The sequence below is a fragment of the Halorubrum sp. SS7 genome, assembly GCF_005435055.1.
GTDB lineage: Archaea > Halobacteriota > Halobacteria > Halobacteriales > Haloferacaceae > Halorubrum > Halorubrum salinarum.
Map to the genome: position 1 here is coordinate 1 of NZ_SGXV01000003.1, position 16,417 is coordinate 16,417.

A 16,417-nucleotide genomic window follows, 5' to 3' on the forward strand; every position below is an offset into this window, starting at 1 on the left:
GGGAACATTCCCATCACAGCCCACGGACAGCGCGTCCGTGGGCTTTCTTCATATCCAACGAGCGACAGCGACACGTCTGGTTCGGCGACCGCTGACTCGATAGTGTAGCCCGCGTCTATCGAGACGGCCGGACTAGGATACCCTCCGTCGGCCCCTGCGCCGTTCGAGAGTCGGGTGGAAGATTGTCTCGCCGGAAGCGTATCAGTACTAATACTTTCGTCCGTAAGTTTATCACTTCTGTCGCTGAAGTCAAGGTATCATGGGCGGGTCGGACGACGCGGTTCGACTGTGCTGCGGCGACGAGCCGTCGCTCCGCGACGGCGTCGTCTCGGACCGCGTCGTCTCCGTGTTGTTCGGAACCGACGTCGAGGCGTGGCGAAGGGGTTGGGATCGAACCGCGGCCGGGCCGCCGGCACGGGAGGCGGCGGTGGACGTGAACGACATCGCTCGGAGCGGGGCCGCCGCGTCGACGCAGGTGGTACCGAACAACGGACTCGCGTACACGGTGCTCGGCCGTGACGCCGACAGCGAGCGCGTGCTCGACGCCGTCGCCGATCACTTCGACGGCGTTCCGGAGGGGACGGTCGACCTGTTGGTCGACGACCTCGCGCCCCTCGCCGCGCGGGAGGGCGTCGGCGCCGCGGTCGCGTTCGCGGACCGTCTCCGCGAGCGCTTCGCCGACGAGGCGAACCGCGTCCTGCTCGGCTGTTCCGCCGAGTGCTCCGCCGAGCTGCTGTCCCGTGTCGAGGCCGTCGTCGACACCGACGCGGCCGCGACGGCGGCGGTCGAGCGGCTCTCGCGCGACGACCCCACCACCTTCGGGTACGTCCGTCGTCACTGGGCCGAGGCCAGGCGCGGTATCGAGGCGTGCGACCGGAACTACCCGCAGTCGAAGCAGGTCCACGCCGCGCTGACCGACCCGGAGACGACGCCGCGGACGCTGGGGGCGACCCTGTCGGGGTTGGTCACGCTCGGCGCGCTGGAAACGTGGGGGGACACGGTGGGACCGACCCGGTACGACCTCACCGCGTACCGGCCGGATCGGACGTGGGCCATCGGCGCGGCGCTCGAAGCGGATGGCGTCGAGGAGTGAGACATCGCCTCCCGGCTCGGTGCGTCAGCCGTCGTTTTCGACCCGCTCGTCGTTTTCCGCGATGCGCCTGAGGTCTGTCTCCACGAGGGTGCCGTCGGGCTCCAGCGTCACGCTCCCGAGGGCGGCGGTCTCGCCGGTGTCGTACCGGGCGTCGACCGCGGCTAACGTCTGTCGTCTGTCGAGCCGGTCCCAGACGGCCTCCGCGACGAGCGACTGGAACGCCTCGGGATCGGTCCACCCGGCGTCGATGTCGGAGGGGACGCCGACGACGACTCGGAGCTCCGTCTCGGCGACGCGGATGCCGACGCCGAACGTGTCCGCACACATGGACGGTCGTTCGCGTCGGGGGGTGAAATCACCGTCGGGGTCGGTTCGGCGGCGGACGCGACGGCGACGGCGACCGCGCCGGCCCGCACGCTCGGCTCTCGAAACCGGTAAGCGCCCCCCGCTCGAAGGGTCGGAAACTCGATGAGTTCGAAGCCAGCGGTGTCGCCGAAGGCGGGGCTCGCGGCGGCGGTCGTCGCGGTGAGCGCGGGCGCGATCCTCGTCCGCCTGAGCGACGCGCCGAGCTCGGTCGCCGCGTTCTACCGAGTGCTGTTCACGACCCTCCCGCTGGCCTCGGTGGCGGCGTGGCGGTACCGCGGGGAGTTCGGCCGGATCCGGTCGCGCGACCTCGCGTTCGCGGTGCTGTCCGGCGTCGCGCTCGCGGTCCACTTCGCGGCCTGGTTCGAGAGCCTCCGGTGGACGAGCGTCGCCGCGAGCGTGACGCTCGTCCAGGCGCAGCCGGTGTTCGTCGCGGTCGGCGCGTGGCTGCTGTTGCGCGAACGCGTCACGCGGCGGATGGCCGCGGGCATCGCCGTCGCCGTGGCCGGGATGGCGTCGATGTCGCTCGGCGATTTCCTGGGGGGCGTGGCGGTCGGGCCGCGCCCGCTGTACGGCAACGCGTTGGCGTTGGCCGGTGCCGTCGCCGCGGCGGGGTACGTCTTGGCCGGTCGCTCGCTGCGGCAGCGGATCTCGTTGGTCCCCTACGTCACCGTCGTGTACGGCGTCTGCGTGGTGGTCCTGCTCGCGTTCGTGCTCGCCGCCGGCCACCCGCTGACGGGGTACCCCGCCCGGGAGTGGCTCCTGTTCGCCGGGCTCGCGGTCGGGCCGGGGCTGCTCGGCCACACGGTCCTCAACTGGGCGCTCGCGCACCTGGAGTCGAGCGTCGTCTCCGTCTCGCTGCTCGGCGAGCCGGTCGGCGCGACGCTGCTCGCGGCCGCGCTGCTGTCGGAGACGCCCACTCCGGCGACGGTCGCCGGCGGCTGCGTGGTCCTCGTGGGTATCTACGTCACCGCGACGGCGAACTCGTCGTAGCGTTTTCAGCGCCGATATTTTGGGGTAAACGTTCAAGACCGCGGAACGGGTGGGTCGGGTATGGACCGGCGAACGGTCGTCGCGTTCGTTGGCGACGACGAGAGCGCCAGCGAACGCGTGGCCCGTGCGGTCGAGGCCGCGTGGAACGGCGCGGGCGGGCCGTCACTTCGGACGCTCGCTCCCAATGACTTCGGCGACGACCGAGACGGCGAGGAGCCGTTAGAAGGCACCTGCGGAGTCGTCGTCACCGCCTCGGCCGCGACGGACGGCGGCGTCGCGGACGGACTCGCCGCGCTCCCGTCCCACGTGCCGGTGATCGCGCTCGTCGAGGACGCGTCGACGGCGACGATCCGAACGCTGTTGGCGGCCGACGTGGACGACGTGGTCGAGGCCGACGACCGCGGTCGCCACGCCGGAGAAGACGCGGTCGACCCGCTCGCCGAGCGGATCCGGAGTCAGATGACCCCCGACCGCGTCAAGCTCGGGGACGACGGCGTCGCCCGGCTCTCGGAGGTGTTGCTCGACGCCGGGACGACGCTCATGAGCACGCGCACCGACGAGGTCGGCACGAAGATCGAGTGGACGATGGAGAACGTCGGCGAACACGCCGAACTCGACCGGATCGTCTGTTACCGCGAGGAGGACGGCGAGTTCGTCCCCGCCTACGACTGGTGTCCCGAGGGGTTCGACCCGGCGCCGAGGCCGTTCGACGACTTCCCGGATCCGGACCTGCTGTCGACGTTCGGTAACGTCGCGCGCGGGTCCGCCCCGGCCGCCGACGACTCCGAGGGCGACGACGACGCGGGGCTCGCGGGGCCGCCGGCGACGGTCCACGTCCCCCTCGTCGTCGACTGGGAGCTCAGCGGCATCGTCGCGTTCGAGTCCGACGACTACCGCGTCTGGGCGGACGAGGAGGTGGGCCTGTACCGCACCCTCGGCGACCTGATCGCGCACACGATCGCGCGCAACGACCGCCGGGAGGCGCTCCGCAGACAGGCGGAACAGCTCGAACAGTTCAGCGCGGTCGTCTCGCACGACCTCCGGAACCCGTTGAACGTGCTCTCGGGCTACCTGTCGCTCTCCGAGGACGAACTTACCCCGTCGCGGTACGACGCCATGAGCGGCGCGGTCGACCGCATGGAGACGCTGATCGACGACCTGCTCATGCTCGCGCGCCGCGGCGAGGCGATCGGCGACACGGAGCCGGTGCCGATCGCGGCCGTCGCCGAGGACGCCTGGGGCTCGGTGCGCGCGCCCAACGCGACGCTCACGATCGCCGACGAGATCGGGCGCGTCGAGGCGGACCCGAGCCGACTCCGGCAGGCGCTCGAGAACCTCTTCCGGAACGCGATCGACCACGGCGGCCCGGAGGTCTCGATAGAGATCGGCCCGATCACCGACGGCGGCGACGTCGGCGGGATGTACGTCGCCGACGACGGACCCGGCATCCCTGTTGAACTCGCCGATACGGTGTTCGACTCGGGCGTCTCCTCGGCCGACAGCTCCGGCATCGGCCTGGCGATTGTCGACCGGATCGTCGAGGCGCACGAGTGGGACATCGACGTCAGGAACGACGACGGCGCCGTCTTCGAACTCACCTTCGACGCGGACGCGACGCGGGTCGCGACGCCGTAACGCTTGGTCGGCGGCGTCCCCGCGACTCGGTCAGTTCTCGGTGAACCGGTCGACGGTCCGGCGGTGCCGGTCGCGGAACATTCCCTCGAATCCCACCTTCGCCATCGGCCCGACCGCGTCGCCCAGCGGGCCGAGCGGCAGCCGATAGGCGACCGTGTCGACGAGGAGCGTCTCGTCGCCGTCGGCGTAGAACGCGTGGGTGTGTTCCCACCGTCGGAACGGGCCGCCCTCCATCACGTCGACGAACCGGGCGGAGCGCTCCGGAGATGCCGTGCCGTCGGGCTCGCGCTCGGCGATCCGCGAGGTCCACCGCTGGCGCGGTCCGGCCCCGAACGGGCGGACCGACATCTCGATCTCCGAGCCCGCGACGAGGACCTCGGGGTCGGGGGATCCGTCCGGGCCCGCGACGCCGTCGACGCGGAGACGCATCCAGTCCGGGGTGAGTTCTCGCAGTCCGTCGACCGTGGAGTGAAAATCCCACACGTCTTCGATCGGGGCCGGCACCCGAGTCGTCCGCCTGTACGTCGGCATACCCGCGGTACGGTGCGGGCGGACAAAAAGCCGTCCTCGGCGGCGGTTCGGAGACCGAAACCCGCATGTCCGCGGGCGGCGTGAGACGAGACGATGGAACGCGGGGCGATCGACGTCGGCGACCTGGCTGGACCGTTCGATCTCCAGGCGACCCTGGAGAGCGGACAGAGCTACCTCTGGAACCGCGCGGACGGCGAGACCTACGACGAGCTTCACGCCCACGGCGGCGACGCGTGGTACGAGACCGTCGTCGACCCGATTCCCGGGGTGACGGAGGAACGGGTCGCCGTCCGGGTCAGACAGGAGGGCGGCGTCCACGACGGCACGCTGCGATGGGAGGCGTCGACGGACGCCGAGCCGCTGTTGACGCACCTGCTCCGGCTCGACGACGACCTCGACGCGATCTTGGACGCAACGCCCGACCTGCCGCTGCTGGAACGGGCCTACGACGCCTACGAGGGGATGCGGCTGACCCGGGACCCGGTGTTCCCCTGTCTGATATCCTTCATCTGCTCGGCGCAGATGCGGGTCGCGCGGATCCACGGGATGCAGCGGCGGCTCCGGGAGACGTACGGCGACGCGGTCGCGCTCGGCGACGAGACGTACCGAGCGTTCCCGACGCCGGATCAGCTGGCCGCGCGCACCGAGGAGGAGCTCCGCGACCTCTCCCTGGGCTACCGGGCGCCGTACGTCCAGCGCACCGCGGAGATGGTCGCGAGCGGCGAGGCCGACCCGCTGGCGGCGGCCGACCTCCCCTACGAGGAGGCGCGGGAGTCGCTCACGCGGTTCGTCGGCGTGGGGGACAAGGTCGCAGACTGCGTGCTGTTGTTCTCGCTGGGGTTCCTCGAAGCGGTGCCGCTCGACACCTGGATCCGCACGACAATCGAGGAGTACTACCCCGACTGCGACCGCGGGAGCTACGCGGCGACCTCCCGGGCGATCCGCGAGCGGTTCGGCGGCGAGTTCGCCGGCTACGCGCAGACGTACGTGTTCTACTACCTCCGCGCCGGCGGGGAGTGAGCGGCGGGCCCGCGTCCGCGGGCGGCCGGCGTCTCCGCAGGAACGAGCGGCCGCGAGACGCCCGCTCGCCGACCGCGTCGACCGCCGAGAAGCGGCCGGCCGAAGTTTGATACTCGTTCGCGTGGTACGCTCGGACGTGATGGACTGTCGAGTCGTCGTCGAGGCCGCGGTCCCGGTGTACGACGTGGAGACCTCCGACGAGGCGGTCCGGATCGCCATCTCGAAGACCGGCGAGATGCTCAATCCGGACCTCAACTACGTCGAGATCGACACCGGCACGCGGACGTCGCCGAGCGGCGAGCAACTCGACCCGGCGTTCGTCGCGGCCGACGAGGCGCTCGTCGCCCTCGAACTCCGGATGGACGTGTTCAACGTCGACCGCGACGAACACGCCAGCCGCGTCGCGCGCAAGGAGATCGGCAAGCGGCTCCGTAACATTCCGCTGAAAGTGCTGTCCGTGACCGAGATCGATCCCGAGGAGAGCGACCGCCCGGAGGACTCCCCGACGGCCGAGGAGCCGTCAGCGTCGGCGGGCGACGGGTCCGACCCCGACGAGAACGGGGCGGCTGACGGTCGCTGAGACTCGAGAACGGTCTCCGGCACCGACGGTCCGCGGGCGAGAACGACGCGGTGCGACGGACGGCGGCGACGCTAGTCGGCGGACGGTCGGTCGGCGAGGAGTAGCGCGCAGTAGACGGTTCAGTCGGCCGTCGGGGCCAGCGGCTCCGATTCGGACGACTCCATCGGCTCGGTGATTCCCTCGGTCAGCTTGAAAACGGCGGCTTTGTGGTCGGTCTTCGACTTGTGAATCGATGTCGGCTTGACGCCCAGTTCTTCATAGGCTTCGAGGTCGACGTCGTCGTCCCAGAACTCGCACTGTTTTCGTACCTCCGCGAGGAGACCGTGAAGATGGATGAGCTCCTGCTTCTTCATGAGTACCAGTCCTTTGCTACCGGAGGTTTATATTATTATCTTGAGTCACGTTACCATACTGTTCGCGTATTTCGCGAGTAGCGGCGCGGAGAAGTGGATTCTCGATAGATCGATCAGGATCGTTTACGACCGTCCGCGGCGATCGCCGGCCCGCGAGCGACGGGCGTCGCTAGGGGGTCGGTCACTCGTCGATCGGAGGGCGCGGCGTCGCGGGCCGGTCGTCGTCGCCGGCGCGCGCTACTGGAACTGCTTGACGGCCTCGAGGTCGCGTTCCGTCCGCATGAACTCCGTCAGGCGGCGCGTCGCGTGACACGCCGAACAGCTGAAGTTGGACCGCAGATCCTGAAGCTCGGCGGGGTTGTCCTGCCACTCCTTGCCGCACTCCGGACAGACGAGTCTGACGAACGCGTCAACCATGTCACCCAGTACAGGCGGCCGCGTTAAAAACGTGTGTGGCGGGCGATCCGCGACTGTCGGCGGGTCGATCTCGCGGTCGGTTCGACGGGCCGGTCCCACGGCCGGTTCGATCGTCGTCGCCCGCTCAGGCGCTCACGGTGCCGCTCGCGTCGAGCAGCTCCTTGTACCGGTTCCGGATGGTGACCTCCGAGACGTCGGCGACGTCGGACACCTGGCTCTGGGTCACCTTCTCGTTCGACAGCAGCGCCGCGGCGTAGACGGCGGCCGCGGCGAGCCCGACCGGCGACTTGCCGCTGGTGATCCCCGCGTTCGCGGCGTCGTCGAGCAGTTCGCGCGCGCGCCGCTCGGTGTCCTCGGAGAGGTCGAGCCGCGAGACGAACCGGGGCACGTAACTCGTCGGGTCCGCGGGCTGGACGCGCAGTCCGAGCTCGCGGATGACGTAGCGGTACGTCCGGGTGAGCTCCATCTTCTCGACTCGGGAGACCGCGGTGAACTCGTCGAGGCTCCGGGGGTTCCCCACTTGCCGGGCGGCGGCGTACAGCGACGCGGTGGCGACGCCCTCGATCGAACGGCCCGGAAGCAGGTTCTCGCTCAGCGCGCGGCGGTAGATGACCGAGGCGGTCTCGCGGACGGTGTCCGGGAGGCCCAGCGCGCTGGACATGCGGTCGATCTCGCCGAGCGCCTGCTTGAGGTTGCGCTCCTTGGAGTCGCGGGTGCGGAAGCGCTCGTTCCAGGTCCGCAGCCGCTGCATCCGGCGCCGCTGTCGCCCCGTGAGCGACTTGCCGTAGGCGTCTTTGTCCTGCCAGCCGATGTTCGTCGAGAGCCCCTTGTCGTGCATCATGTTCGTCGTGGGGGCGCCCACCCGCGACTTGCTGTCGCGCTCGCCGGAGTTGAACGCGCGCCACTCCGGGCCGCGGTCGACCGAGTCCTCCTCGACGACGAGCCCGCAGTCGCTGCAGACCGTCTCGCCGTGTTCCGTGTCCGTGGCGAGCCGGCCGTCGCACTCCGGACAGGTGGTGATCCGCTCGCGCTCGCCCTCCGTGCGCTCGTCGACGCTCGTCGACTCCGCTCCCGCCGCGTCCCTCGTTCGGGTGCGCTCGCCGGTCGCGGACGCGTCGCCCCGGTCCGCGAGTCGGTCTCGTTCCGTGCCGCCGTCGCTGTAGGTGTATGTCTCTGTCATGGGCTTGCTCCGACGATCCCCCGACGAAAATACAGCGAGGTCCGCAATCGCCAGTCTGTTAACGTGTAGTTAGTGCCGAGAGAATATAAATATATCGCTGCTGGCGGCGGCCGGAGAAGGACAAAATTCGCCTCTGGAGGGGGCAAACGGCCGTCACGGCGCCCCGGGCGGCCCGATCGCGACGACGCCCGTCCCGCCGCTCGAACCGCGCGATCGTACTTATACTTCACTCCCCGACCGCCGTGGCCGATATGTCCGAGCCGAAAGGGGGGTGCCCCCTATCGGTTGCGGCTCACCGGGAACGCGACGCGGTCCGGACTGTCGTTGAACCGGTCGAGGATCCGCTCGTACAGGCGGTTCTTCACGCGCTGGCCGCGGCGCGGGTGGGTGAGGTACCGGACCCGGAGCTCGACCCACGACTCCTCCTGCCGGACGTTGACCGTCGGCCCGTCGTGGACCTCCAGCTCGACGGGCGTCTCCGCGAGCGCCTCGCGGTAGGCGGCGATGCCTTCCGCCATCTCCCCGCCGACCAGGTCGGTCGCCTCCTCGATCATCACCGACCGCGCGAACTCCAGGTCCGTCTCGTAGGCGACCTGAACCGAGACCTCGTTCCAGACGTACGGCGACCCGCCGCCGCCGAAGTTGACGACGTTCGACGAGAGGACCACGCTGTTCGGGACGGTGACCACCCGCCCGGAGGGCTGGTTCGTCGTCACCAGTTCCCCGTTTATCTCCCACAGCGTCGTCACGAGGAAGTCGACGCCGATCACGTCGCCCTTCGCGTCGTCGATCCGGACCCGGTCGCCGACGCCGAACGGCTGCTTGACGGCGATGTACACCCACGCGATCAGCGACAGCAGCGGCTGCTGGAGCGCGAAGGTGACCGCGAACCCGATGACTCCGAGCGAGAACAGGAGGCCGAGCCAGTTCTCCGTCGCCACCGCGAGCGTCGCCACCGTCCCGACGACCCCGAACGCCAGCCGCAGCAGGTTCCGGACGTTGTGCGCCCGGCGCTTGCTGGCCGACCGCGTGAGCACGCGGACCGCGAGCAGGTAGCTCCCGTACGCCAGTCCCGCGACGGCGACGACCAGCAGCGCCCGGCTCACGACCACCGGAGCAGGGTACCCCCCGATCGGCGGCCACGTCGCGAGCGCGTCGGTCGTGCCGGCGACCGTCCCGGCGATCCCGGCGAGCAGTCCGACCGCGACCGACGCGAACCCGAGTGGACGTCTCACGCTCGTCGCTCGCGGCCGACCGGCAAAACGGTTGTGCCCCCGCGGTCCCGCGCGTCTCCCTCGGCCGCGACTGTCACCGGTCGCCGACGGCGACGCGAGCCATCGCCCCGGCGAGCACCTCGGTCGCGGCGGCGCAGTCGGCCCAGTCGGTCCACTCGCGCGGGTTGTGCGAGATCCCGTCGCGCGACGGGGCGAACAGCAGCGACGCGTCCGTGACGCGCGCGACCCGCATCGCGTCGTGAGCGGCGCCGGAGTGGAGATCGATCGCCTCCCGGCCCGCTGCGTCGGCGGTCTCGTGGGCGGCCTCGCGGAGGCGGTCGCTCATCGGCGTCGGCGCCACGTCGAACGGGCGGTCGAACGCGGTCTCGACCCCGCGCTCGCGCTCCAGCCGCGCCAGCGAGTCGCGCGCGGCGTCGACGATCGCCTCCATCGACTCGGCCTCCACGTCGCGCACGTCGACGCCCGCCTCGACGCGCCCGGGGACCACGTTCGTCGCGTTCGGCGCGACCGACAGCGACCCGACCGTGCCGACGGCCGAGGGCGACGACGACGCGACGACCTCGTTCGCGGCGCGCTCGACGTCCAGCACGAACTCGCTGGCGGCCGCCAGCGCGTCCGTCCGCTCGTCCATCGGGGTCGCGCCCGCGTGGTTCGCCTCCCCGTCGATCGTCGCCTCGCAGTGGGTGATCCCGGTGATCGTCGTCACGACGCCGGCCGCCGCGCCCGCAGCCTCCAGCGTCGTGTCCTGCTCGACGTGGAGCTCGTAGAACGCCCCCCACGACGCGGGGTCTACCGTCGTCGGCGCGCCCTCCGCGTCGGTCGGCGTGGCGGCGTCGACCGCGTCCCCGCCGCGGTAACCGATCCGGTCGAGCGCCTCGCCGAGCGTCTCCCCGTCGCCGTCCGACAGCGCGAGCGCCTCGTCGAGCGCCAGCTCGCCGGTCGCGACGGTCGACCCCAGCAGGCCGTTGCCGAAGGTGCCACCCTCCTCCTCGGTGAAGCTCACGACCCCGACCGGGCGCTCCGGTTCGACGCCCTCGTCCCGCATCGCGCGGACGGCCTCCAGCGCGGCGTACACCCCGAGCGGCCCGTCGAAGATGCCGCCCTCGGGGACGCTGTCGAGGTGGCTCCCGGAGACGACCGGGGCGGCGTCCGGGTCGGCGCTCTCGGGGGTCCACGTGCCGAGGACGTTCCCGACGGCGTCGACGGTCACGTCAAGGCCGGCGTCGCGGAGGCGCGCGACCAGCCGGTCCCGGGCCTCCCGGTTGGCCTCGGTCCCCGTTCGGTTCGTTCGCGCGTGCGCGTCGGGGTCGTCCGTCTCGACCCGGCCGAACGCCGCGTTCGCCTCGATGTCCGCGCGGAGCCGGTCCGCGTCGACTGGGAGGTTCATACCGGCACCGGGTGCCGCGGGATCAAAACGGTTCGGGCTCCGGCCGGGCGCTCGGCGGCGCCGCCGTTCCCCGCCTGCGCCGCGCAGTCACTCGTTCCGCCGCGCGAGCCAGTAGCCGGCCGACCCCGCTCCGAGGCCGGCGGCGAACGAGCGCTTCGCCGCCGGGCCGTCGACCGAGCGCCCGACGGCGACCCCGAGCGCCCCCCACGCCAGCGCGACGCCGACGGTCCGCCCCGGGCCGCCCCGGAGCCGCCGACAGCCCGCGACCGTCCGCGCGTGCCGGTAGAGGTAGCCGGCCGCGAAGCCGACCGCGAACGGGGCGGCCCGGACCTCGCCGCCGGCCACTCGCCACCACGCGAGCAGGAGCACGACCCCGAGGCACTCGCTCGCGGCGCCGAGCGCGCGCAGCGCGTTCACCATGCGGAACGTTCGCACTCGACGCGAAAAGCGGTTTCGCCGGGCGCGGATCCGAAAGCACTTGTCGGGGGCCGTTCTGGTTCCGAGCGGTATGTCCCCGTTGCTCCTCCAGGGTGCGGCCGCCGGGATCGCCCTGCTGATCAGCCTCGTCTTCCTCGTCGTTCACCTGGCGATGATCGTGTGGACGTACTCGGACGCGCAGTCGCGAAGCGATCATCCGCCCGTGCTCTGGGCGCTCGTGGTGTTCTTCGCGCCGATCCTCGGTATCCTGCTGTACCTCATCATCGGCCGGAACTCCTACTGAAGCGTCGCCTCCCGGCGACCGCGTAGCGTGACCGCCCGCGCCGGCCCTCACACGCCCTTCAGCACGCTCGTCGCTCCGACCGTCTCGGCGACGACCCACGCGACGAACAGCGCGTAGGCCGCGAGCAGCGCGTACGACTCGCGCTCGCCGAGCGCGAGTCCCATCCGAAGCGTCACGAACAGCAGGACGGTCGCGGCCGTCAGGACGCCGAACATCGGCACCGCCGTCGAGAAGTTCACCTCGACCGCGCCGACGATCAGCACGCCGAGCGGGATCGCGACCAGCAGGTCGAAGGTGTTCGAGCCGAGGACGTTGCCGAGGCTCGTCGCGCCGCGGTCGTCGCGCGCCGTCCGGACGCTCACCAGCGCGTCCGGCAGGCTCGTCGCCGCCGCGACGACCGTGACGCCGGCGAGGAACTCCGGGACGCCGAAGGCCGCGCCGAGCGACTCGACCGACGCGACCAGCCGCTCGACCGTGACGACGATGAGCCCGAGGCCCGCCGCCAGCTTCGCCCACTCCCGCCGGAGGTCGACCCCGTCGCGCACGCGCTCCGCCGCCGCGTCGTCCACGTCCTGGTACTGGATGAACAGGTAGAGCCCGTACAGCCCGAGGGGGATGACCGCGAGCGAGCGCGGCAGCTCCCCGACGATCGGATCCGTCGACACCGGGAAGTAGATGACCGCGAGCGCGAACGTCACGACCAGCGCCGAGACCGCGAGCATGTAGAACTGCGCCTCCTTGTACACGATCGCCCGGTTGGCCTCCAGCTCCTCCTCGGCCCCGAGGCCGGCGACCGCGGGGATCACGAGGACGTTGAAGATGGCCGACCCGACGAGCGCCCCGACGCCCATGTCGAAGACGCCGGTGAAGGCGGTGACGAGGACGCTCACGAGCTCCGGGAAGCTCGACCCGACCGCGACCACGACCGAACCCTGGACGACGGCCGGCAGCCCGTAGTAGCCGGCGAGGGTCTCGGCGGCCTCCTCCAGCCAGCCGCTCCCGACCCAGATCAGCCCGGTCGCCGCGGCGATCACGAGGACGTGGACGACCGGCGCGTCGGGGAGGATCCCCGTCACGGGCTACCGGACGTGTCGCCCGCCCAGCTCCCAGAGCCGGTCCGCTATCTCGTCGTCGAGCGCGTCGCGGGCGACGCGCCACTCCCAGTTGCCGGCCAGCGTGCCGGGCTCGTTGAACCGCGCGTCGCTGCCGAGCCCGAGCAGGTCCTGGAGCGTCGTCACCGCGAGGATCGCGTCCGACCCCCACACCGCGTCGATGATCGCCCACTCGGGCGGCTCCTCGGGGTCGGAGCCGACGTTGTACCGGAAGCAGTCGCGCTGCTCGGCCGGGAGGTCCTCGAAGTAGCCGACCCAGGTGTCCGTGTCGTGCGTCGAGGTGTAGCCGACGACGCCCTCGCCGTAGTGCATCGGCTGGTACTGGTTCCCCTCCGCGCACCAGTCGGCGTACTGCGGGACGCGCATCCCGGGGAAGCCGAACTCCGCCATCAGCTCCTCCATCGCCGGCTCCTCGAACCCGAGGTCCTCCGCGATGAAGGGGGCCTCGCCCAGTTCGCGCTCCACCGTCTCGAACAGGTCCCGGCCCGGCCCGTCGCGCCACTCGCCGTCCGCGGGGTCGTCGCTGTCGGCCGGGATCGCCCAGTACTTCGCGAACCCGAGGAAGTGGTCGAGCCGCGCCACGTCCGCGAGCTCGAACAGCCGGCGGAACCGGTCGAGCCACCAGTCGTACCCCGACTCGGCGAGGTGCTCCCAGTCGTACAGCGGGTTCCCCCACCGCTGCCCGTCGTCGCCCGCGTTCGGCGGGACGCCGGCGACCGCAGTCGGGCGGTTCCCCTCGTCGAGTCGGAACGCCTCCGGGCTCGCCCACACGTCGGCGGAGTCGAGCGCGACGTAGATGGGCACGTCGCCGACGATAGACACCTCCTCCTCGGCCGCGACCGCCCGCAGATCGCGCCACTGGCGGTCGAACGTCCACTGGACGAACTCGCGGAACCGGATCTCGCGGGCGTGCTCGTCGCGCGCCTCGGCCAGCGCCTCGGGGTCTCGCGTCCGCAGCGGCGCGGGCCAGTCGGTCCAGACGTCCTCCGGGCGCGCGTCGGAGAGCGCGCGGAACAGCGCGTAGTCGGCGAGCCACAGCTCGCGCTCGCGGAACTCGTCGAGCGCCGCGCGGTCCGCCTCCGTCGCCCGCTCCTCGAACCGGTCGAAGGCGGTCCGCAACAGCGGGAGCTTGTACTCGCGGACCGCGTCGTAGTCGACGCGGTCGGTCGGGAAGTCGGGGACCGGCGTCAGGTCGCCCTCGTCGAGCCACCCGTCCGCGACGAGCCCGTCGGGGTCGACGAACAGCGGGTTGCCGGCGAACGCCGACGGCGACTGGTACGGCGACTCCCCGGCCACGGAGAGCGTCGGCCCGAACGGACAGATCTGCCAGTGGTCGACGCCGGCGTCGCCGAGGAACGAGAGGAAGTCGCGCGCGCCCTCGCCGAGGTCGCCGATCCCGTACGCCCCCGGCAGCGAGGTGACGTGACAGAAGACGGCGTCGGAGCGGTCGAATCGCATACGGCCCCCTGCGATCCCCACCGACTCAAGCGTTGCGTCCGGCCGGGTCGCGCCCGGGTTCGACTGCCGGGGCGGAACCGGCGGCGGGGCGGCCGCTCACTCCCCGGCGGCCGGGCGACCGCTCACTTCTCGGCGACCGGGCAGCCGCTCACTCCCCGGCGACCGGAACCACCGCCACCTCGTCGACGCGGATCCGCTCCGTGCCCTCGCCGTCCTCGACGAGGCAGTCCTCGCCGGTGACGAGGTCGCGCTCCCCGTGGTCGAGGTCGACCGCGACGCTCGCGTCGACCGGCGCGAAGTTGAGGACGACGACGAGGTCGTCGTCGCCGTCGCGCCGTCGGAACGCCACCACGTCGTCCGGGTGGGCGTCGCCGCTGGCGACGACCGGCTCCTCCGAGAGGTCGCCGCTCGCGACGTGGTAGTCGACGCGCGAGAGGTCGCCGGCCGGCCCGAGCGCGGGGTGGTCCCGGCGGACCGCGAGCAGGCGCTCGTAGCGCTCGCGGACCTCCTCGCGCGCGTGGTCCCACGCGATCGCGTCGCGGCGCCCGCGCTGCCCGATCTCCTGGCCGGCGTACACCATCGGGACGCCCGGCAGCGTCATGATCGCCGCGCCCGCCGCGGCCGCGGCCGCGTCGCCGCACTCGACGCGGTAGCGCGTCTCGTCGTGGTTCTCGATGTACTGGAGGAACTCGGCGTGGTCCGGGAACCCGATCTCGGCGCGCTGGCCGACCGCGTCGAGGACGGACTCCGCGGGCGCCGCCCCCCGTCCGATCTGCCGGAGCTGGAAGTACAGCGTCGCGTCGAAGTGGACGTCGAACATCCCCTCGTGGAAGCCGGGGATGTACGGGATCGTCTCGTCCATCAGGAGGAACTCCCGATCGACGTCTTTCACGCGGTCGCGGAGCTCCCGCCAGAAGGAGTCGGGGACCGCCCACGCCATGTCGCAGCGGAACCCGTCGACGAGCGGCGCCCACTCGTCGACCACGTCGAGCAGGAACCGCCGCACGTCGAGGTTCGCGTGATTGAGGTTCGCGATCAGCTCCCAGTCGAAGTAGGTGCCCGGCTCGCCCGACTCCTGCCACTCGTAGCGGTCGCGGTACGGCGACTCGGGGTTCTGGTAGGCGTCCCGGAACCACTCGTGCTCGCGCGCGGTGTGGTTGGCGACGAAGTCGAACAGCACGCGCATCCCGTGGTCGTGGGCGGTCTCGACGAGCGCCTCGAAGTCCTCGCGCTCGCCGAGGTCCTCGGCGGTGTCGAAGAAGTCGACGATGTTGTAGCCGTGCGGCTTCCCGTCGTGGCCGAGGACCGGGGTGAGCCACAGCGTGTCCACGCCGAGGTCGGCGATACGCGGGATCCGCTCGGCGATGGCGTCGAACGCCTCGCCCTCGTCGGCGTCCGCGAAGGTGCGGACGAACACCTCGTAGACCGAGGCCTCGCGGGTCCACTCGGGCGGGTCGTTGAGCCGCACCGTCTCGAAGTCGGGCGCGTCCGGGACCCGCACGGCCTCGCTTCCCCCAGCCTCGTCGGCCGCGGCCCGGTCGCCCGCGGCGCGCTCGACGGCCGCCGCGTCGGCGACGCTCACGCGCGGGTCCTCGCCCGGGTCCCGCGCGACCGCGACGGCGTGTACCCGGAGCCGGTCCGGCACCGCGTCGAGGGGTACGCGGAGCTCGCGACCGTCCTCGCTCGTGCGGAGCGCGTCCCGCGGGTTCGTGCGGCCCGCCGCGACCGCGTCTGCCACGTCGCGGTCGTCGACGACGAACGTCACGGTCAGGTCGTCGGCGTCGAGCGAGGATTCCGGGTTCGGCGAGGGGACCGCGGTGAACACCGCCTCTCCGGCGTGTTCGCCCGCCCCAGCCGCGTCCCCGTCGAACGCGACGCTCGCGTCGACCCGCACGCGCGGTCGGCCGACCCCCTCGTGTCGCCCCTGCGCGGCGTAGTCGCGCGGCGCGTCGTCCGCGTCCCGGTCGCGGATCGCGGTCCCGCTCCCGCCCGCGACGTCGACGCCCTCGTAGCTCGCCGGGAACGCGCGGACGGTGAGGAGGTGGTCGCCGTCCGGGGCGTCGAGGCCGAGCAGGTAGCGCCCCGGAACGTCGGGCGTGAACCCGGTCACGGGGCCGTCGCCGACGGTCGCCTCGCTGTCGGGCGGCGCGTCGGCGATGCGCCACGCGTACGCGCCGTCCGGGTTCGGATCTCTCGGCGCAAGCTCCGTCCGCTCGCCGGTCGCGAGGAAGCGCGGGGGTCCGGGGTGGTGCATGTGACGGCCATCGACGCCCGGGGCCTTCGGTGTTGCTCTTGTGGCGGTGACCGCGCCGCGGCGCCGCTCGCCGCGCGGTTACCCG

The 16,417-nt window shown here is 71.8% G+C and carries 17 protein-coding genes; 6 read left to right on the forward strand and 11 right to left on the reverse strand.

Annotated features, from left to right (window positions below):
- Positions 1 to 259: 259 nt before the first annotated feature.
- Positions 260 to 1,093: a hypothetical protein gene (locus tag EXE44_RS04270; protein ID WP_241991791.1), complete on the forward strand. Its 834-nt coding sequence runs from the start codon at positions 260 to 262 to the stop codon at positions 1,091 to 1,093.
- Between the two features lie 24 nt (positions 1,094 to 1,117).
- On the opposite strand, the gene EXE44_RS04275 is transcribed toward EXE44_RS04270, so the two are convergent.
- The gene (locus EXE44_RS04275; protein ID WP_137716108.1) at positions 1,118 to 1,420 is read right to left on the reverse strand and encodes a hypothetical protein; all 303 of its coding nucleotides are present in this window, start codon (positions 1,418 to 1,420) and stop codon (positions 1,118 to 1,120) included.
- A 141-nt stretch (positions 1,421 to 1,561) separates the two neighbouring features.
- Here EXE44_RS04275 and EXE44_RS04280 point away from each other — a divergent pair, with 141 nt between their 5' ends.
- Both EXE44_RS04280 and EXE44_RS04285 read left to right on the forward strand, forming a co-directional pair.
- Positions 1,562 to 2,449 carry a DMT family transporter gene (locus tag EXE44_RS04280; protein ID WP_137716109.1) on the forward strand — a complete coding sequence of 296 codons (888 nt, stop codon included), beginning with the start codon at positions 1,562 to 1,564 and terminating at the stop codon, positions 2,447 to 2,449.
- A 60-nt stretch (positions 2,450 to 2,509) separates the two neighbouring features.
- Positions 2,510 to 4,084 (forward strand): HAMP domain-containing sensor histidine kinase, encoded by a 1,575-nt coding sequence (locus EXE44_RS04285; protein ID WP_137716110.1) that lies wholly within the window; start codon positions 2,510 to 2,512, stop codon positions 4,082 to 4,084.
- Between the two features lie 30 nt (positions 4,085 to 4,114).
- Here the strand turns inward: EXE44_RS04285 and EXE44_RS04290 are convergent, their stop codons facing one another.
- The gene (locus EXE44_RS04290; RefSeq protein ID WP_137716111.1) at positions 4,115 to 4,615 is read right to left on the reverse strand and encodes an SRPBCC family protein; all 501 of its coding nucleotides are present in this window, start codon (positions 4,613 to 4,615) and stop codon (positions 4,115 to 4,117) included.
- A 93-nt stretch (positions 4,616 to 4,708) separates the two neighbouring features.
- Between EXE44_RS04290 and EXE44_RS04295 the strand changes: the two genes are divergently transcribed.
- A complete protein-coding gene (locus EXE44_RS04295) occupies positions 4,709 to 5,635 on the forward strand; it encodes a DNA-3-methyladenine glycosylase (protein WP_137716112.1) in 927 nt (308 codons plus the stop codon).
- Positions 5,636 to 5,774: 139 nt separating this feature from the next.
- Complete coding sequence (locus EXE44_RS04300; RefSeq protein ID WP_137716113.1) at positions 5,775 to 6,215, forward strand: DUF555 domain-containing protein; 441 nt, start codon at positions 5,775 to 5,777, stop codon at positions 6,213 to 6,215.
- A gap of 119 nt (positions 6,216 to 6,334) precedes the next feature.
- Here EXE44_RS04300 and EXE44_RS04305 read toward each other — a convergent pair whose 3' ends face one another.
- From EXE44_RS04305 to EXE44_RS04330, 6 genes are all read right to left on the reverse strand, one after another.
- Positions 6,335 to 6,568 carry a UPF0058 family protein gene (locus EXE44_RS04305; RefSeq protein WP_004598519.1) on the reverse strand — a complete coding sequence of 78 codons (234 nt, stop codon included), beginning with the start codon at positions 6,566 to 6,568 and terminating at the stop codon, positions 6,335 to 6,337.
- Between the two features lie 237 nt (positions 6,569 to 6,805).
- Positions 6,806 to 6,985 carry a hypothetical protein gene (locus EXE44_RS04310; protein WP_096392845.1) on the reverse strand — a complete coding sequence of 60 codons (180 nt, stop codon included), beginning with the start codon at positions 6,983 to 6,985 and terminating at the stop codon, positions 6,806 to 6,808.
- A 124-nt stretch (positions 6,986 to 7,109) separates the two neighbouring features.
- On the reverse strand, positions 7,110 to 8,165 hold the full coding sequence (locus tag EXE44_RS04315) for a transcription initiation factor IIB family protein (RefSeq protein ID WP_137716114.1): 1,056 nt from the start codon (positions 8,163 to 8,165) through the stop codon (positions 7,110 to 7,112).
- A gap of 278 nt (positions 8,166 to 8,443) precedes the next feature.
- A complete protein-coding gene (locus tag EXE44_RS04320) occupies positions 8,444 to 9,400 on the reverse strand; it encodes a mechanosensitive ion channel family protein (protein WP_137716115.1) in 957 nt (318 codons plus the stop codon).
- A gap of 73 nt (positions 9,401 to 9,473) precedes the next feature.
- Entirely contained in the window at positions 9,474 to 10,787 is a 1,314-nt protein-coding gene (locus EXE44_RS04325; protein WP_137716116.1) for a Zn-dependent hydrolase, read from the reverse strand.
- A gap of 87 nt (positions 10,788 to 10,874) precedes the next feature.
- Positions 10,875 to 11,207, reverse strand: coding sequence for a hypothetical protein (locus tag EXE44_RS04330; protein WP_137716117.1), 333 nt, complete (start codon positions 11,205 to 11,207; stop codon positions 10,875 to 10,877).
- Between the two features lie 88 nt (positions 11,208 to 11,295).
- Here EXE44_RS04330 and EXE44_RS04335 point away from each other — a divergent pair, with 88 nt between their 5' ends.
- A complete protein-coding gene (locus EXE44_RS04335) occupies positions 11,296 to 11,508 on the forward strand; it encodes a PLDc N-terminal domain-containing protein (RefSeq protein WP_137716118.1) in 213 nt (70 codons plus the stop codon).
- Between the two features lie 47 nt (positions 11,509 to 11,555).
- Here the strand turns inward: EXE44_RS04335 and EXE44_RS04340 are convergent, their stop codons facing one another.
- From EXE44_RS04340 to malA, 3 genes are all read right to left on the reverse strand, one after another.
- Positions 11,556 to 12,584 (reverse strand): sodium:calcium antiporter, encoded by a 1,029-nt coding sequence (locus EXE44_RS04340; protein ID WP_137716119.1) that lies wholly within the window; start codon positions 12,582 to 12,584, stop codon positions 11,556 to 11,558.
- Between the two features lie 3 nt (positions 12,585 to 12,587).
- Entirely contained in the window at positions 12,588 to 14,078 is a 1,491-nt protein-coding gene (gene malQ / locus EXE44_RS04345) for a 4-alpha-glucanotransferase (RefSeq protein ID WP_137716120.1), read from the reverse strand.
- Between the two features lie 148 nt (positions 14,079 to 14,226).
- Entirely contained in the window at positions 14,227 to 16,332 is a 2,106-nt protein-coding gene (gene malA, locus EXE44_RS04350; RefSeq protein ID WP_137716121.1) for an alpha-amylase MalA, read from the reverse strand.
- Positions 16,333 to 16,417: the final 85 nt, after the last annotated feature.

Excerpts from the sequence above, each read along its gene's own strand:
- EXE44_RS04285 (WP_137716110.1), top strand. The coding sequence starts at position 2,510 with ATGGACCGGCGAACGGTCGTCGCGTTCGTTGGCGACGACGAGAGCGCC.
- EXE44_RS04270 (WP_241991791.1), top strand. The coding sequence starts at position 260 with ATGGGCGGGTCGGACGACGCGGTTCGACTGTGCTGCGGCGACGAGCCG.
- EXE44_RS04275 (WP_137716108.1), bottom strand. The coding sequence starts at position 1,420 with ATGTGTGCGGACACGTTCGGCGTCGGCATCCGCGTCGCCGAGACGGAG.
- EXE44_RS04330 (WP_137716117.1), bottom strand. The coding sequence starts at position 11,207 with ATGGTGAACGCGCTGCGCGCGCTCGGCGCCGCGAGCGAGTGCCTCGGG.
- malA (WP_137716121.1), bottom strand. The coding sequence starts at position 16,332 with ATGCACCACCCCGGACCCCCGCGCTTCCTCGCGACCGGCGAGCGGACG.
- EXE44_RS04325 (WP_137716116.1), bottom strand. The coding sequence starts at position 10,787 with ATGAACCTCCCAGTCGACGCGGACCGGCTCCGCGCGGACATCGAGGCG.
- EXE44_RS04280 (WP_137716109.1), top strand. The coding sequence starts at position 1,562 with ATGAGTTCGAAGCCAGCGGTGTCGCCGAAGGCGGGGCTCGCGGCGGCG.
- EXE44_RS04290 (WP_137716111.1), bottom strand. The coding sequence starts at position 4,615 with ATGCCGACGTACAGGCGGACGACTCGGGTGCCGGCCCCGATCGAAGAC.
- EXE44_RS04315 (WP_137716114.1), bottom strand. The coding sequence starts at position 8,165 with ATGACAGAGACATACACCTACAGCGACGGCGGCACGGAACGAGACCGA.
- EXE44_RS04335 (WP_137716118.1), top strand. The coding sequence starts at position 11,296 with ATGTCCCCGTTGCTCCTCCAGGGTGCGGCCGCCGGGATCGCCCTGCTG.
- EXE44_RS04310 (WP_096392845.1), bottom strand. The coding sequence starts at position 6,985 with ATGGTTGACGCGTTCGTCAGACTCGTCTGTCCGGAGTGCGGCAAGGAG.
- EXE44_RS04300 (WP_137716113.1), top strand. The coding sequence starts at position 5,775 with ATGGACTGTCGAGTCGTCGTCGAGGCCGCGGTCCCGGTGTACGACGTG.
- EXE44_RS04305 (WP_004598519.1), bottom strand. The coding sequence starts at position 6,568 with ATGAAGAAGCAGGAGCTCATCCATCTTCACGGTCTCCTCGCGGAGGTA.
- EXE44_RS04295 (WP_137716112.1), top strand. The coding sequence starts at position 4,709 with ATGGAACGCGGGGCGATCGACGTCGGCGACCTGGCTGGACCGTTCGAT.
- malQ (WP_137716120.1), bottom strand. The coding sequence starts at position 14,078 with ATGCGATTCGACCGCTCCGACGCCGTCTTCTGTCACGTCACCTCGCTG.